The organism is Actinoplanes sp. NPDC051633 (assembly GCF_040681735.1).
Taxonomy (GTDB): Bacteria; Actinomycetota; Actinomycetes; order Mycobacteriales; family Micromonosporaceae; genus Actinoplanes.
The window spans coordinates 1-15,247 of the sequence record NZ_JBFAZH010000053.1 but is presented as its reverse complement, the minus strand read 5'-3'; the positions used below and the strand labels follow the sequence as shown (position 1 = coordinate 15,247).

At 70.5% G+C, this 15,247-nt stretch carries 14 protein-coding genes and 2 pseudogenes; 8 read left to right on the top strand and 8 right to left on the bottom strand.

Annotation, left to right across the window (positions count from 1 at the left end):
- Positions 1-240 (bottom strand): annotated as a pseudogene (locus AB0M20_RS05585) (ACP S-malonyltransferase); the annotation flags it as partial.
- A gap of 165 nt (positions 241-405) precedes the next feature.
- Positions 406-1,611 carry a helix-turn-helix domain-containing protein gene (locus AB0M20_RS05580; protein ID WP_364294234.1) on the bottom strand — a complete coding sequence of 402 codons (1,206 nt, stop codon included), beginning with the start codon at positions 1,609-1,611 and terminating at the stop codon, positions 406-408.
- 361 nt (positions 1,612-1,972) lie between these two features.
- Here AB0M20_RS05580 and AB0M20_RS05575 point away from each other — a divergent pair, with 361 nt between their 5' ends.
- The 4 genes from AB0M20_RS05575 (at position 1,973) to AB0M20_RS05560 (ending at position 4,259) form a co-directional block, all read left to right on the top strand.
- A complete protein-coding gene (locus AB0M20_RS05575) occupies positions 1,973-2,182 on the top strand; it encodes a hypothetical protein (protein WP_364294237.1) in 210 nt (69 codons plus the stop codon).
- 79 nt (positions 2,183-2,261) lie between these two features.
- Positions 2,262-2,822, top strand: coding sequence for a TetR/AcrR family transcriptional regulator (locus AB0M20_RS05570; protein ID WP_364294231.1), 561 nt, complete (start codon positions 2,262-2,264; stop codon positions 2,820-2,822).
- A 64-nt stretch (positions 2,823-2,886) separates the two neighbouring features.
- Entirely contained in the window at positions 2,887-3,423 is a 537-nt protein-coding gene (locus AB0M20_RS05565) for a sigma factor-like helix-turn-helix DNA-binding protein (protein WP_364294228.1), read from the top strand.
- Positions 3,420-4,259, top strand: coding sequence for a hypothetical protein (locus AB0M20_RS05560; protein ID WP_364294225.1), 840 nt, complete (start codon positions 3,420-3,422; stop codon positions 4,257-4,259). The genes AB0M20_RS05565 and AB0M20_RS05560 overlap by 4 nt, the downstream gene beginning before the upstream one ends.
- A 4-nt stretch (positions 4,260-4,263) precedes the next feature.
- Here the strand turns inward: AB0M20_RS05560 and AB0M20_RS05555 are convergent, their stop codons facing one another.
- Both AB0M20_RS05555 and gltX read right to left on the bottom strand, forming a co-directional pair.
- Positions 4,264-4,842 carry a hypothetical protein gene (locus tag AB0M20_RS05555; RefSeq protein WP_364294222.1) on the bottom strand — a complete coding sequence of 193 codons (579 nt, stop codon included), beginning with the start codon at positions 4,840-4,842 and terminating at the stop codon, positions 4,264-4,266.
- A gap of 331 nt (positions 4,843-5,173) precedes the next feature.
- A complete protein-coding gene (gene gltX, locus AB0M20_RS05550; RefSeq protein WP_364294219.1) occupies positions 5,174-6,586 on the bottom strand; it encodes a glutamate--tRNA ligase in 1,413 nt (470 codons plus the stop codon).
- Between the two features lie 97 nt (positions 6,587-6,683).
- Here gltX and AB0M20_RS05545 point away from each other — a divergent pair, with 97 nt between their 5' ends.
- On the top strand, positions 6,684-8,051 hold the full coding sequence (locus AB0M20_RS05545) for a glycosyl hydrolase family 18 protein (RefSeq protein WP_364294215.1): 1,368 nt from the start codon (positions 6,684-6,686) through the stop codon (positions 8,049-8,051).
- Between the two features lie 80 nt (positions 8,052-8,131).
- Here the strand turns inward: AB0M20_RS05545 and AB0M20_RS05540 are convergent, their stop codons facing one another.
- Together AB0M20_RS05540 and AB0M20_RS05535 are read right to left on the bottom strand one after the other, a co-directional pair.
- The gene (locus tag AB0M20_RS05540; protein ID WP_364294212.1) at positions 8,132-9,361 is read right to left on the bottom strand and encodes an MFS transporter; all 1,230 of its coding nucleotides are present in this window, start codon (positions 9,359-9,361) and stop codon (positions 8,132-8,134) included.
- A 36-nt stretch (positions 9,362-9,397) separates the two neighbouring features.
- A complete protein-coding gene (locus AB0M20_RS05535; RefSeq protein WP_364294209.1) occupies positions 9,398-10,426 on the bottom strand; it encodes a winged helix DNA-binding domain-containing protein in 1,029 nt (342 codons plus the stop codon).
- Between the two features lie 72 nt (positions 10,427-10,498).
- On the opposite strand from AB0M20_RS05535, the gene AB0M20_RS05530 reads away from it, so the two are divergent.
- Positions 10,499-11,032 carry a dihydrofolate reductase family protein gene (locus AB0M20_RS05530; protein ID WP_364294206.1) on the top strand — a complete coding sequence of 178 codons (534 nt, stop codon included), beginning with the start codon at positions 10,499-10,501 and terminating at the stop codon, positions 11,030-11,032.
- A 1-nt stretch (position 11,033) separates the two neighbouring features.
- Positions 11,034-11,366, top strand: coding sequence for a metalloregulator ArsR/SmtB family transcription factor (locus AB0M20_RS05525; RefSeq protein WP_364294203.1), 333 nt, complete (start codon positions 11,034-11,036; stop codon positions 11,364-11,366).
- On the opposite strand, the gene aceE is transcribed toward AB0M20_RS05525, so the two are convergent.
- Complete coding sequence (gene aceE / locus AB0M20_RS05520) at positions 11,363-14,101, bottom strand: pyruvate dehydrogenase (acetyl-transferring), homodimeric type (RefSeq protein ID WP_364294200.1); 2,739 nt, start codon at positions 14,099-14,101, stop codon at positions 11,363-11,365. The two genes, AB0M20_RS05525 and aceE, sit on opposite strands and share 4 nt — an antisense overlap.
- 119 nt (positions 14,102-14,220) lie before the next feature.
- Positions 14,221-14,625: a YjbQ family protein gene (locus AB0M20_RS05515; protein ID WP_364294197.1), complete on the bottom strand. Its 405-nt coding sequence runs from the start codon at positions 14,623-14,625 to the stop codon at positions 14,221-14,223.
- A 164-nt stretch (positions 14,626-14,789) separates the two neighbouring features.
- Between AB0M20_RS05515 and AB0M20_RS05510 the strand changes: the two are divergent.
- Positions 14,790-15,247 (top strand): annotated as a pseudogene (locus tag AB0M20_RS05510) (MFS transporter); the annotation flags it as partial.

The window sequence follows — 15,247 nt, the reverse complement described above, 5'->3', positions numbered from 1 at the left end:
GCCGACGTCGTGGAACGGCAGGTGCTCGGCCGCGAGCAGGGCGGCGGCGATCAGCAGCGGTTGCGTACGCGCGGTGTCCTTGATCTCGTCCGCATCGGCCGACGTGCCGAGGTGGATCAGGTCGACGCCGGCCAGCGCGGACCACCAGCGAAGGCGGGCCTCGGCGCCGGGCAGCTCGAGCCACGCGGCGAGGAAACCGGGCTTCTGGGAGCCCTGTCCGGGCGAGAGAACGGCGAGCACGTTTCTGACTCTCCCGGATCAGCTCTGGATGCGCGGCTGCTGCACTGCACGAAACCCTACGACGAGCGTTGTTGGGTTCCTACAAGTGGGGGGAGGATTTGGCCGGTCTGGCGGCGATATGGATGGCGATAAATCACTGAACGATCCATCAACCGTGATGGTGATTCATGTCGCAGGATCGAGCCGGCCGAAGGTCAGCGCCAGCCGCAGTGCGAACGCGTCCCGCCCGTCCAGCGGGGACAGTCCGGTCACCTCGGTCACCCGCTTGAGGCGGTAGCGGACCGTGTTGGGGTGGACGTAGAGCCCTCGGGCCGTGCTCTCCAGGACCCCGCCGGCCGCGAAGAACGCGTCCAGCGTCTCGAGCAGCCCGCCACCGCTGCGGACCAGCGCGCCGTACGCGTCGTGCCGCAGGATCCGCCGGGCGTCCGAGTCGCCGGCCAGCGCCCGCTCCGGCAGCAGATCGTCGGCGGCCACCGGGTTCGGCGCCCCGGGCCAGGCCGGCGCGGCCCGGAACCCGGCCAGCGCCGCGCGCGCCGACTCGGTCGCCTGATCCAGCGAGGGAACCGCCGGGCCCACCACGATCGGCCCCTCACCGAAGCTGCCCCGCAGGTGTCCGGCGGTCAGCTTCGGGTCGTCCGCGCCGCCGAGCACCACGACCAGACGATCGCCGTGCACGCCGCCGATCACCTCGACCTGGCTGCGGCGGGCCGCGCGGTACACGGAGTGCAGCACGGCGGTGATGTCGCCGCCCGGGGTGCGGCCGACCACCACCGCGACCGGCGGCTTGTCCGTCCAGCCGAGGGCGGCCGCGCGGCTCGCGATCGTGTCCGGGGTGTCACCGCGCAGCAGTGCGTCCACCAGCAGCGCCTGCAGCCGCAGGTCCCAGGCGCCGCGGGACTCGGCGGCGCGGGCGTAGACCCGTGCGGCGGAGAAGGCGATCTCGCGGGAGAACTTCAGGATCGCCGAGGCGAGCGCCTCCTCCTCGCCGGCCGCGGCCAGCGCGGACACCTCGGCCTCGGCCACGTCGATGGTCACCTTGATGAGCTGCACGGTCTGGGTCAGGGTGATCGCCCGGGCGAGGGCGCGCGGTGCTGCCGCGAAGACCTCGTCGGAGAGTTCCTGGGTGTCCGCGGCGAGGGTGCCGCCCGAGCGGAGCCACTCGACCAGCGATCGCACGCCCGCCTGGGCCACCAGCATGACCCAGGAGCGCTGATCGGCGGGCAGTGCCCGGAACCAGGGCAGCGTCTCGTCCATCTTCGCGACCGCGCTGCTGGCCAGCTTGCCCGCGTGCCGCTCGATCCGGCGCAGCGTGGCGGCCGGCGGCGGCTTGCCGCCCTGCTGCCCACTCTGCTGATCCGCGCCGGTGGCCACAGCGCCAGCATGCCATGTCCGCCGCAACCAGCGTTCTGCGATCTTTAATGGTCGGGCATCACCAGCAGTGATGACCTCTGCCCGCCTGAACAGGGAGAACTGCCCGGTTACCCGCTAGTTTGGTCACGCAACGGAGTTGTTGTTGGTGACCATGGAGTGAGCGAGCAAGGATGGGCGGCGACAACCGGTCCGTGGTGGCGCGCCCTTCGGCGTTATGGAAACTTTGCCTGATTTGTCGGGTCTCGCGGTGCGCCTCTCCCGTGATTTCGGTCGGTGACCTGGCATGGTGTCGTCCGACCGGTAAAGCGCAGCATCGCGCTGCCGATGGAACGGGTCGACCGGCGAGAGAGAAGGAGGCGACATGAGCGACCGCGATGATGGCCGGCTGTGCGCCGAGCCGGCCGAGGCCGAGGAGCCTGTTTCGCCCGCCGAGGACGACGCCGACTACGTCCCGGCCCGGGTCGGGTGCCGCTCGCGCCTGCGCGGGTGGGCCGGCGCTCATCTGCACGGCGCCGTCCGCCCGCGCCGCCGCGTGGCCGGCCGCGGCCGTCCTCCCGGACGCTGGTGTTAGGTCGCTCCTTCGGGTGGCGTCGCGGCGCGTCCGCCGGGCTCCGCGGGTGCCCGGCAGCAAAGGGCACCAAGTTGAACCGGTGGACGACAAGCGGCGGCTGATTCTGGACCAGGCGCTCGCGCTCGTCGACGAGCACGGCCTGGCGGCCATGTCGATGCGTGCGGTGGCCGAGCGGGTCGGGCTCACCTCGATGGCGCTCTATCCGTACGTCGGCGGCAAGGACGCACTGCTTGACGGCCTGGTCGATCTCCTGCACATCGAGCTGGGCGCCGCCTGCGCCCAGTTCGACGTGGACCCGCCCGCGGTCGAGTGGCAGCACCGGCTCCGGGCGCTGGGCAGGGCCGTGCGGGGACTCGCGCACGCCCACCCCGGCGCCTTCCCTCTGCTGCTGAACCGGCCCGCCGCGGCCGCCTCGGCGTCCTGGCTGACCGCGGCGCTGCGCGGGGTCCTGCACGACGCGGGCGTCGGCCCGCAGGACGTGCCGCGGCTGGCCCGGATGATCTGCGCGTTCCTGCTCGGCTACGGCACCGGCGAGGTCACCGGCGGGCTCCCCGCGGCCGCCGCGGCGGACCCGTCGTCGGAGTTCGACGCCGACCTCGACGACCTCGTGGGGATGGTCGAGGTCGCAGTTCTCCGATGATCTTGCGGTTTGGGGCCTATAAAAGACCTTCAAGACCGATTCGGGTACGCGACGCGGGGGCGAGATGCCGACCGATGACGACCAGGCTCTGCACGAGTTCGTGTGCGAGCGCTACCGGGACCTGCGCAGGTCCGCCTTCCTGATGGGCGGCGACTGGGTGCTCGCCGACGAGGTGACCCGCGCGGCGCTGGCGAGTCTGGTCGCGGAGAGCGGCCGGGGCGGCGTGGACAACCCGCAGGCGTACGTCTGCGCCGAGGTGATGTCCGCTTTCCATCATCGGCGGGCGCGCCGCGAACACGTCTTCGTGGCCACGCCCGAGGCGTCCGGCGAGGACCCGGTCCAGACCATTCTGGTGCTCGACGCGCTGCACGAGCTGTCGCCACAGTGCCGGGCCGTGATCGTGCTGCGGCACTGGGAGGGGTTCGAGGTGGACGAGATCGCCGACATCCTCGACCTGTCCGACGAGCGGGTCGAGGCCTACGCGGCGGCCGGCGCCGCCGCCCTGAGCCGGCTGCTCGCGCAGTCGCCGGAGGCGGCGGAGGGGACGGCCGCACCCGCGGGGGCGGAGGCAGCGGAGGCGGCCGAGGCGGTGCCCGCATGACCGCGCCCGCGAAGGACACCGGCGCCGTCTCCGCGGCCGAAGCCGAGCCCGAACCCTCGTCCTCCTCGGGGGCGGCGGCGCCGGACCGGCTCGGCGCCCTGTTGGCCACGGTGTTCGTCGGTGAACCGCCGGTCGGCGACGGGGTGGACGACGTCTACCGCCGCGCCGATCTGATCCGCCGCGGACGGCTGCGCCGGGTGGTGGCCGGGGGAGCGGTGACCGCGCTGCTGGTCGCCGCCGTCGGGTACGCCCTGACCGCCGCCGTCATCCCGGGCACGAACCACCCCGGCGTCGCCGCCCCGGCGCCCGGCCCGACGCCGGTGGTGGACCCGCTGCTCGGCGCCGTCGCCTCGGTCATCGGCCCGCGCGGGCTGCGCGCCCTGCCCCGCGAGCCGGCCCGTGGCGAGGGCTGGCGGCAGTACTCCGTCGTGGACTCCAGGTCGGGCCGCCCGCGCGGGCTGATCGAGGTGTCGGCATACGCGGCGCCGGACGGGCTCTGCTTCCCGGTCCGCGCCGACGCCGACGCCTGCGCGAAGCCGCTGCGCGGCGGGGACGATCTGGAATACACCCGGTACACCGACGATCGTGACGCCGACTGGCAGGTGCACGAGGCGATCGCCCGGCGGCTGTCCGACGGGCGGGTCATCGCGGTGATGGCGACCGGTGAGCGAGGAACCGGCGACGCCGCCGCGGGGCGGCCACCGCTGACCGCCGCCGAGACCGCCGGCCTGGCTGTGGACGTACGCGTGTCCTCGGCCTTCGACGAAGGCGAACGCTGCAACGGACCGGACCCGGCCTGCCCGGTCCTGAAGGTCCCCGTGCCGGTGGGCCGCTAGCCGGTCAGACCTTGCGGCGGATCAGGTAGGCGATGCCGCCCAGGCCGAACATGATGACCACCAGGACGGCGCCGTTGAGCAGGAAGAGCTGGCGCATCTGGACCATCACCTGGTTGGCCGTCTCGACCGGGTCGACCTCCTTGGCGGAGACCTGCTCGCCGAGCCCGCCGCCGATGCCGCCGCTGATCAGATCGGGCCGCGCCTTCAGCGGCACCCCGCTGACCCGCAGCGCCTCGGACATCGTCAGCCGGCCGTAGAACCAGCCGTCCGTCTTGTCGCCCGTCGGCTGCTTTGCCCCGCGGTGCGCGCGCGGACCGCCGACGGCCAGCGGGTAGAGCTCGTAGATCTGCTGCGGAGCGTTCTTGGCCATCACCGCGACCGTGTATTTCGGCCCCAGGCTCTTCGCCTTGGGCGGGGTGGTCTGCGGCGTCGCGGTGGACATCCAGCTCACCTCGCTGAGGAGGAACTGGAACGCCTCGGGACGCTTGGCCGAATCGATGGTGATCTTCTGGATGCCCTTGCCGGTGATCACGACGGATGTCGGCTTCGCCGCTTTCGGCGCCGCCTGTGCCGTGCCCGCCACCAGACCCAGGCTCAAACCGACGGTTGCGACCAGAACACCGGCAGCCGCAATCGATCGGATGATCACCCCTCGAGCCATCGCCCGGCCTCCCCGCTGCCCCGTGATGCGCGCCGTCTCGGACAGACTTCCCGCAAACTCGGCTCGGCGCATCTGACTAAAGGCCGATTTGGAGCTATCTGGGATCCACCGCCGCGATCGGAACGGCCGTTGATCGGCAGCCAGATGGTACCCACACCGGTCGAGTGGTGTGGGCCCCGGTCACCCGGTGGCCCGATCGTCATATACCTATGACGCCGCAGGGCGGGTGAAGGTTGCTCTTGGGAGATAACGATCAGGTAAGGGTCGCCCGGGCGGCGGCGATTCTGGCGAGCGTACGCTCTCGCCCCAGCACCTCGAGGGACTCGAAGAGCGGCAGGCCCACCGAGCGTCCGGTGGTGGCCACCCGCACCGGCGCCTGCGTCTTGCCGAGCTTGAGCCCCCGCTCGGTGCCGACCTCCTCGAGGGCGGCCTTGAGCGGCTCGGCCGACCACTCGGGCACGGCGGCGAACGCGACCCCGGCCGCGTCCAGGATCTCGCCGGCGCCCTCCTTCATCGCCTTGGCCCACGACGCCTCGTCGCGGACCGGCTCGTCGAGGAACAGGAAGTCCACGTAGTCCACGATCTCGGCGAGCGTCGCGATCCGGGTCTGCGCCAGCGGCGCGACCTCGGCGAACACGGCCGAGTCGAAGCTCGCCGGGTCCCAGGGCGGGGCCGCGATGGTGCCGGTGCCGGTCAGCCACGGCGCGCACACGGCGGCGAACTCCTTGTGGCTGAGCGCGCGGATGTAGTCGCCGTTGAAGGCGCGCAGCTTCTTGATGTCGAAGAAGGCCGGGGCGTGGTTGACGTCGTCGATCCGCCACTCGTCCTCGATCACCGACCAGGGCACGATCTCGCGGTCGCCGGACGGCGCCCAGCCGAGCAGCATCAGGTAGTTGCGCATGGTCGCGGCGAGGTAGCCCTCGTCGCGGTACGACTCCAGCGCCGTCTTGTCCCGCCGCTTCGACAGCTTCTGCCGCTTCTCGTTGACGATCACGGGTACGTGCGCCCACATCGGCGGCTTGACCCCGAGCGCCTCCCACAGCAGCTGCTGTTTCGGCGTGTTGGGGAGGTGCTCCTCGCCCCGGATCACGTGCGTGATCCCCATGGTGATGTCGTCCACGACGTTGGCCAGCAGGAACACCGCGCTGCCGTCGCTGCGGGCGATGACGAAGTCCTCGAGCAGCTCGTTGCGGAACGTCGGCTCGCCCCGGACCAGGTCGGTCACCACGGTCTCGCCCTGGTCCGGCGTACGGAACCGCAACGCCCGCTTCTCACCCGGCCCGAGCCCGCGATCGCGGCAGAACCCGTCGTAGCCCGGCGTCTTGTTGCCCTGGCTGCGCAGCTGGACGTCCTCACGGGTGCACTCGCAGTAGTACGCGCGCCCCTCGCCGTAGAGGCGGGTGGCCGCGGCGGTGTGCTCGGCGGCGTAGGACGACTGGAAGTACGGGCCCTCGTACGTGCCGCGCTCGATGCCGATCCAGTCCAGCGCGGACAGGATGCCCTCGGTCCACTCGGGACGGTTGCGGGCGGCGTCGGTGTCCTCGATGCGCAGCACGAACACGCCGCCGTGCTGCTTGGCATAGATCCAGTTCTGCAACGCCGAGCGGGCGCCGCCGACGTGGAACTCACCGGTGGGAGAAGGGGCGAAACGTACGCGCACAGTCACCCGGCAAGCCTACGGCGCGCCGCGAACGATTTGTCACCGACCTTTCTTCACATCGTGTATTGACGAATATCTTTTAACCTTCTTAATATTTACGGCCATGAGATCCCCACTCAGAGCCGCGGCCGCCACGATGGCGGTGGCGCTCGCGGGCACCGCCGTCGCGATCGCCATGCAGGGCACGTCGCAGGCCGCCGTACTCCCCAACGGCTTCAAGAGTGTCGGCTACATGCCGTCCTGGGCCGGCAGCGCCACCGCCGTCCAGTACGCCAAGCTGACCCACATCAACTACTCGTTCGCGCTCCCCAACGCGAACGGCACCCTCCAGCCCATCGAGAACACCGCCAAGCTGCAGCAACTGGTCAGCCTCGCGCACCAGAACAACACCAAGGTGTCGCTGGCGATCGGCGGCTGGAACGACGGCAACGACTCCGCCTTCGAGTCCCTGGCCGCGAACGCCGGCACCCGCACGACGTTCGTCAACACGGTGCTGAACACCGTCCGGCAGTACGGCCTGGACGGCATCGACATCGACTGGGAATACCCCGATCCCGGACAGTCGGGCAACAACTACACCGCCCTGATGCAGCAGCTCAGCGGCGCCTTGCACAACGAGGGCAAGCTGCTCACCGCGGCCGTGGTCAGCGAGGGCGGCACCGCGAACGGCGTGCAGCCCGCGGTCTTCGGCTATGTGGACTGGCTCAACATCATGGCGTACGACGGCGGTAGCCCGCACGCCAACTACGACTGGTCGATCGCGTCGGCGAACTTCTGGAAGAGCCGGGGGCTGCCGGCCGCCAAGACCGTGCTCGGCGTGCCGTTCTACAGCCGGCCGGGCTACTACACGTACAGCCAGCTGGTCGGGATGGACCCGGCGAACGCCAACCGTGACTGCACCACCGCGGGCGGCGCGCAGCAGTGCTACAACGGCCTGCCGACGATCCGCCGCAAGACCCAGTGGGCGATGGCCAACGCCGGCGGCATCATGAACTGGGAGCTGTCCCAGGACGCGACCGGCGCCAACTCGCTGGTCAGCGCCATCTACGAGGTGGCGACCGGCGGCACCACGCCGCCGCCGCCGACCGGCCGCACCGGTCGGATCACCGGGATCGCCGGCAAGTGTGTCGACGTCGCCGGCGCGAGCAGTGCCAACGGCACGGCGGTGCAGCTCTACGACTGCAACGGGACCAACGCGCAGACCTGGACGGTCGGCGGCGACGGCACCGTGCGGGCGCTGGGCAAGTGCATGGACATCACCGCGGCGGGCACCGCCAACGGCACCCCGGTCCAGCTCTACGACTGCAACGGCACCGGCGCTCAGGCGTGGCAGGCGCAGTCGAACGGCACGCTGCGCAACCCGGCGAGCGGCCGGTGCCTGGACGCCACGGGCAACTCCTCGGCGAACGGCACCCGGCTGCAGATCTGGGACTGCGCCGGCAGCGCGAACCAGCGCTGGACGCTCCCCTGACAGAAAGTGGTAGCCCACGAGGCCATCCGCGGCCCGGATGCCCCGCTGGGCTACCACTTTGGGTTTGGCGTTGCGGGCCCCTACCGGACCGATTTGATCCGCATCACCAGGACCGCGCCGAGCAGGGTGACCACCGCGGTGGCCGCGAACAGGGTCGGGTAGCCGCCCAGGTGGGTCACCAGGGGAGCGGAGATCGCCGGGCCGAGCACCTGCGGCGCCGACGAGGCGATGTTGATGACGCCCAGGTCCTTGGCGCGGTCGGTGGCCGTGGGCAGCACCTGGGTGATAAGCGCCGTGTCGACCGCCAGGTACACGCCGAAGCCGAGCCCGAACATGGTGGCCGCGACCAGCGCCATCGGCCAGGTCGGCCAGATGGCCAGCAGGATCGCGGCCACCGCGATCACCACGCCGGACCAGACCACGAAAATCCGCCGGCGGCCCGAGCGGTCGGAGAGCCGGCCGCCGATCACCGCGGTGGCCACCATGCCGAACGTGTAGAGCAGGATCAGGATCAACAGGCCGGTCGCCGGGTCGGCCAGCTGCACCTTGTCGTCCAGGAAATACAGCAGGTAGAGCGTGCCCAGCGCGTTGCCGAGCATGACCAGGAAGCGCGTACCCCAGGCCCAGGCGAAGTCCGGGTGGGCGCGCAACCCGATCCGCCAGGTCGGCTTGGCGACCTGCCGCGACCCGAGCGGCTGGTCCGGTGTGAGCAGCGCGAACGGGACGCCCAGCACGAGCAGCGTCACCGCGAGCGCGAGATAGCCGGAGGCGACCGACGTGAAGATCGCGGTCACGAGTACGGCGCCGAGCACGAGACCGAGCGCCTGCGGCATGCCGACCCACCCGGACACGAAGCCGCGCTGGACCACCGGCACCCGGTCCGGCACCGCCGCGCTCAGCGAGGCCTGCATCGCGTTCAGCCCGACCTGCGCCAGGCCCCACGCCACCGCGACGATCACCACGGACCGTGCCTGGCCCAGCCAGACCAGCGCCAGCACGGTGAGCAGCACGCCGCCGACGGTCCAGACGTGCCGCCGGCCGAGGGCGCGGCCGAACAGCCGAGGCCTGGTGCGGTCGGAGAGCAGCCCGGCGGCCGGCGCGACGATGATGCTGACCAGGGCGCCGATGCCGGTCACCCAGCCGAGCGCCGCCTCCTTGCCGGAGACGCCGAGCTCGTCGATCTGGATGGGCAGCAACACCTGGATCGGCGTGAAGCAGGCCGTCCACAGGCCGAGATTGGCCGCGAAGAGCAGCCCGATCCACGGCTTTCGGACCGGCACCACCGGCTCGGCGAGCGCCGCGACCGCCATTGACGTCCCCCCGCTAACGCGAAAGTTTCTCGGAGGTTAGACGAGAATCGCCTTCTCCGGAAGCGCCCGGCGCACCGCCGCCGGCAACTTCTTGAAGGGTGACACCCGCGGTCCCCCGGGGGAATCCTCCCAGACGCCCTCGATCCGCCCGTTGACCACCAGGGTGGGCGAGATCCACCCCTGCGGCCGGGACACCGCCGCCTTGGGTCCCGAGCTGATCTGGTCGAGCCGGCCGGTGTTGCCCACCACGTACGGGTCGAACGCCGGCAGCAGCAGCACGGTGTCCTCGGCCGGAACGTCGCCGTCGAGCTCGGCCGGCAGATGGCCGAAGCCGGGAACCTCGGTGAGCCGGTCGGCCAGCCGCTGGAACGACTTCTTGGCCAGCGGCGGCTTGAGGTCGAACCAGCGCGCGAACTCCTCGGGCCGGGCCGGGCCGTAGGCGCCCAGGTACTCAAGTATGATCGCGTCGATCGCATCCTCGGCCGGGGGCGGCTCGAACGGCCCTAGCCACTGCTGCGGCGCGACGAAGGTGACGTTGCGGCCGCGCGGCGGGCCCGAGCAGAGCAGGCCGCGGAAGGCGAACGGCTTGAGGATCGATCCGAAGCCCTGCGTCAGCCGTTCGGCGAGGTGGTCGTGCCGGGTCGCGGCGATCAGGCCGGTGGCGAGCTCCTCGCGGGTCAGCGGCGTGTTGCCGAGCACGTCCGGCAGCGCTGCGGCCAGGTCGCGCATCTGTTCCGCGGTCACGCCGTTGTAGCGCAGCCAGGAGGCCGTGCTCTCCCGTGTGCGGGTGCTCATCGCGGCCACCCACCGGGGGAGATCGGCGGCCGGCAGCAGGTGCAGGGTGCCGCGGGCGGCCCAGGTGCGTACCAGCGTCTTGGTCTGGTAGAGCGCGCGCTCCAGGTCGGCGGCCTTCGGCAGACGCAGGTCGGCCGCGGCCTGGGCGGAGGACGTCACCTGAGCGTGCAGTCCGCTGATCCGCCGGGCGACGGCGACGACGTCCTTGCCCTTGGCGGCGCCGAGATGGTGCCGCGCGATGCGCAGACGCAGGATTTCGTCGAGCTTCACTTGACCGACTCTATTGGCCTCGGTAGTTTACCGGGCAGCTAATTAACCGATTGGTAAAATGCGGAGGGTGTCATGGGCAAGATCTATGCGGTGGAGTACGTGACGGTCGACGGCGTCTTCGAGGAGCCCGGCTGGAGCGGCCCGTTCTTCAACGAGGAGCTGCAGGACTGGCAGTTCCAGAACACGATGACCGCCGACGTGCAGCTGCTCGGCCGGCGCACGTACGAGGGCTTCAAGGAGGCCTGGCCCAAGATGGAGGCGGAGACCGGCGAGTTCGGCCGCAAGTTCAACGCCATGCCCAAGCGGGTCGCCACCACCACGCTGACCGAGCCGGAGTGGAACGCCACCTTCATCCAGGGCGACGTCGCCGAGGCCGTTCGCGAGATGAAGGGGCAGTACGACAACATCGTGGTCAACGGCAGCGGCAACCTGCTCAACTACCTGGCGAAGCAAAACCTGGTGGACGAGTACCGGATCATGCAGTTCCCCGTGGTGCTGGGCGCGGGCCGCAAGCTGTGGGACGACGGCACCAAGATCGCGCTGTCCCTGGCCGACTCCTGGACCACGAAATCCGGGGTGGCCGTGCTCACCTACGTGCCGGCCTGACGTGGCCACGGATCAGCTCAGCGTGGTCTTCGGGGCGCTCGCCGACCCGACCCGCCGGGCGATCCTGGCCCGGCTGGCCGCCGGCGAGGCCACGGTCAACCAGCTCGCCGAGCCGTTCGACCTGTCGTTGCCGGCCGTCTCCAAGCACCTGAAGGTGCTCCAGAGGGCCGGCCTGATCTCCCGGGGACGCGAGGCGCAGTGGCGGCCGTGCCGGCTGGAGGCCGATGCGCTGCGCCCGGCCGCCGACTGGGTCGACCACTACCGCCACTTCTGGGAGACCAACTTCGACCGGTTGGACTCCCATCTGAAGCACCTCATGGACGGTGGCTCCTAGCTGTCGCCGCCCGTCTCGCCGACCGGCGCCGCGTTGACGTCGTCGATCGCGTACTTCTTGGCGGCCTCGGCCGGGACGTGCGACGGCACCTTGCCGCGCAGCGCGAGCTGGCGCAGCGTGGCCACGGCGATCGACTCGGCGTCGACGTGGAAGTGCCGGCGCAGCGCGTGCCGGGTGTCGCTCATCCCGAAGCCGTCGGTGCCCAGCGACGTGTAGTCGCCCGGGATCCAGCGGCTGATCAGGTCGGGCACCGCGCGCATCCAGTCGCTGACCGCGACCACCGGGCCCTCGGTCTTCTCGAGCTTGCGGTGGATGTACGGCTTCCGCGGCTGGTCGCCGGGGTGCATGAGGTTGTACTCCTCGGTCTCGACCGCATCCCGCCGCAGCTCGGTCCACGAGGTCACCGACCACACGTCCGCCGCCACGCCCCAGTCCTGGGCGAGCAGGTGCTGAGCCTTCAGCGCCCACTGCATGCCGGTGCCGGAGGCCAGGATCTGCGCCTTCGCGCCCGTTGTCTCCGGTGCCGGCGAGTAGCGGTAGATGCCCTTGAGCAGGCCCTCCACGTCGACCCCGGACGGCTCGGCCGGCTGCAGGATCGGCTCGTTGTAGATGGTGAGGTAGTAGTAGATGTTCTCCTGCTTCTCGCCGTACATGCGGTGCAGGCCGTTCTCCACGATGTGCGCGATCTCGAAGGCGAACGCCGGGTCGTAGGCGACCACCGCCGGGTTCGTCGCCGCGATGAGCATCGAGTGGCCGTCCTCGTGCTGCAGGCCCTCGCCGTTCAGCGTGGTGCGCCCGGCGGTGGCGCCGAGCAGGAAGCCGCGGGTCATCTGGTCGGAGGCCGCCCACAGCTCGTCCGCGGTGCGCTGGAAGCCGAACATCGAGTAGAAGATGTACAGCGGGATCATCGGCTCGCCGTGCGTCGCGTACGCCGTGCCGGCCGCGATGAAGCTCGCCGTGGAACCCGCCTCGTTGATCCCCTCGTGCAGGATCTGGCCGTTGGTGGCCTCCTTGTAGGACAGGAACAGCTCCCGGTCCACCGAGGTGTAGGTTTGGCCGTGCGGCGAGTAGATCTTGCGGGTCGGGAAGAGCGAGTCCATGCCGAACGTACGCGCCTCGTCCGGAATGATCGGCACCCAGCGCGCGCCGAACTCCTTGTCCTTCATGACGTCCTTGAGCAGGCGGACGAAGGCCATCGTGGTGGCCACCTTCTGCTTGCCCGAGCCGCGTTTGACGTCGCCGAACCGCTCGGTCGGCGGGATCGCCAGCGGGATCGTCGTGGTCCGCCGCGACGGCAGGAACCCGCCGAGCTCCTTGCGGCGCTGCTGGAGGTACTGCATCTCGTCGGAGTTCGCGCCCGGGTGGTAATACGGCGGGAGGTACGGGTTGTCCTCCAGCGCCGAGTCGGGGATGTCCAGGTAGAGCCGGTCGCGGAACTGCTTGAGGTCGTCGAGGGTCAGCTTCTTCATCTGGTGCGTGGCGTTGCGGGCCTCGAAGTGCGAGCCCAGCGTCCAGCCCTTGATGGTCTTCGCCAGGATCACCGTCGGCTGGCCGGTGTGCTCGGTCGCCGCCTTGTACGCCGCGTACAGCTTCTTGTAGTCGTGGCCGCCGCGCTTGAGGTTCCAGATCTGGTCGTCGGTCATGCCCTCGACCAGCTTGCGGGTGCGCGGGTCACGGCCGAAGAAGTTCTCCCGCACGTACCCGCCGGACTCGCCCTTGTAGGTCTGGTAGTCGCCGTCGGGCGTCACGTTCATGAGGTTGACCAGCGCGCCGTCGGTGTCCGCGGCGAGCAGCGGGTCCCACTCCCGGCCCCAGACCACCTTGATCACGTTCCACCCCGCGCCGCGGAAGAACGCCTCGAGTTCCTGGATCACCTTGCCGTTGCCGCGGACCGGCCCGTCCAGCCGCTGCAGGTTGCAGTTGATCACGAAGGTGAGGTTGTCGAGCTCCTCGCGGGCGGCCAGGCCAATCGCGCCCAGCGACTCGACCTCGTCCATCTCGCCGTCGCCGAGGAACGCCCACACGTGCTGGTCGCTGGTGTCCTTGATGCCGCGGTTCTGCAGGTAGCGGTTGAACCGCGCCTGGTAGATCGCGTTCAGCGGGCCGAGGCCCATGCTGACCGTCGGGAACTCCCAGAAGTCCGGCATCAGGCGGGGGTGCGGGTACGACGGGAGGCCGCCACCGGGGTGCGACAGCTCCTGGCGGAATCCGTCCAGCTGATGCTCGGTCAGCCGGCCCTCCAGGTACGCCCGCGCGTACATGCCGGGGGAGGCGTGCCCCTGGAAGAAGATGTGGTCGCCGCCACCGGGGTGGTCCTTGCCGCGGAAGAAGTGGTTCATGCCCACCTCGTAGAGCGACGCGGACGACGCGTAGGTCGAGATGTGACCACCGACGCCGATCTCGGGGCGCTGCGCGCGGTGCACGAGCATGGCCGCGTTCCACCGGATGAACGCCCGGATCCGCCGCTCGACGAACTCGTCACCGGGGAACCAGGGCTCCTGCTCCGGCGGGATGGTGTTGATGTAGTCGGTGGAGGTCAGCGGAGGAACGCCGACCTGGCGTTCACGGGCCCGCTCGAGCAGGCGCAGCATGACGTATCGCGCCCTCTTGGCGCCGCGATCGTCGATCACGCCGTCCAGCGACTCGACCCACTCGTTCGTTTCCTCGGGGTCGATGTCCGGAAGCTGGCTCGGCAGGCCGTCACTGATCACCGGGCGCTTGCGTTCCGTAGCCACAGTCAGTCCCTCGCAGGTCGAGTTCGGCCGCCGCCGCATTGTGTGCGGCTCGCGGAGTTGCCTCCATCCTGCCCCCTCGCGAGGGACATCGTCACGCCGACCGTCGTACTAGGGGGTAACTAACCCTGGATGAAACTGAGCCGCACGTGGCGGGTGTGGTTGTCGCCGTTGGGGTCGACCAGGCAGATGGACTGCCAGGTGCCGAGGGCGATCTCGCCGCCGAGCACCGGCAGCGTCGCGTACGGCGCGATCCAGGCCGGCAGCACGTGGTCGCGCCCGTGCCCCGGCGAGCCGTGCCGGTGCCGCCACTTGTCCTCGGCCGGCAGCAGGTCGTCGACGGCCGTGAGCAGGTCGTCGTCCGACCCGGCGCCGGTCTCGATGATGGCCAGCCCGGCGGTGGCGTGCGGCACGAAGACGTGCAGCAGGCCGTCGCCGGCGCCCTTGACGAAGTCGGCGGCCTCGCTGGTGATGTCGCGCACCACCGGGCGGCCGCCGGTCCGGATCGTGATCACCTCTGAGCGCATGGCCTAGGTGTACAGGTCGATGGCCAGGAACAACAAACCGGTGCACGAGAGCCAGACCACACCGAGCGCCAACCTTCTCATCAACCGATGGCAGCACATGATCAGCGGCGCGGTGGCCGATTTCTGACGTGGCAAGCCTCGCGTGGGTCGGGAATGCTGGGGCGGTGACCACCCCGCAAAACCTCGACGAGCGCTTCCGGGACGCGGTGTCCGCCCTGGAGCCACCCGCCGAGCGCCGCGCGCCCGACGATCCGGTGCGCGACGGCTCCTCATTGTCCGGTGCCCGCGCCCAGGAGCTCTTCGACGCCCAGCTGACCGCCCGGCACCTCGACCTGGCCGCGCGCTGGCTGCGCAGCTTCAACGAGGGCTTCTACACGATCGGATCGTCCGGCCACGAGGGCAACGCGGCGGTGGCGGCCGCCCTGCGCCCGGACGACCCGGCCCTGCTGCACTACCGCTCGGCGGGCTTCTACCTGGCCCGGTCCCCCTCCTACCTGGACGGTGCGCGCGACGTCCTGCGCGGCGTCGTCGCCTCCTCCCTCGAGCCGATCGCCGGCGGGCGGCACAAGGTCTTCGGCAACGCCGGCCTGCACATCATCCCGACCACCTCGACCGTCGCGTC

Coding starts and splice junctions, on each gene's coding strand:
- AB0M20_RS05545 (WP_364294215.1), top strand. CDS start 6,684: ATGAGATCCCCACTCAGAGCCGCGGCCGCCACGATGGCGGTGGCGCTC.
- AB0M20_RS05530 (WP_364294206.1), top strand. CDS start 10,499: ATGGGCAAGATCTATGCGGTGGAGTACGTGACGGTCGACGGCGTCTTC.
- AB0M20_RS05575 (WP_364294237.1), top strand. CDS start 1,973: ATGAGCGACCGCGATGATGGCCGGCTGTGCGCCGAGCCGGCCGAGGCC.
- AB0M20_RS05515 (WP_364294197.1), bottom strand. CDS start 14,625: ATGCGCTCAGAGGTGATCACGATCCGGACCGGCGGCCGCCCGGTGGTG.
- AB0M20_RS05560 (WP_364294225.1), top strand. CDS start 3,420: ATGACCGCGCCCGCGAAGGACACCGGCGCCGTCTCCGCGGCCGAAGCC.
- AB0M20_RS05540 (WP_364294212.1), bottom strand. CDS start 9,361: ATGGCGGTCGCGGCGCTCGCCGAGCCGGTGGTGCCGGTCCGAAAGCCG.
- AB0M20_RS05565 (WP_364294228.1), top strand. CDS start 2,887: ATGCCGACCGATGACGACCAGGCTCTGCACGAGTTCGTGTGCGAGCGC.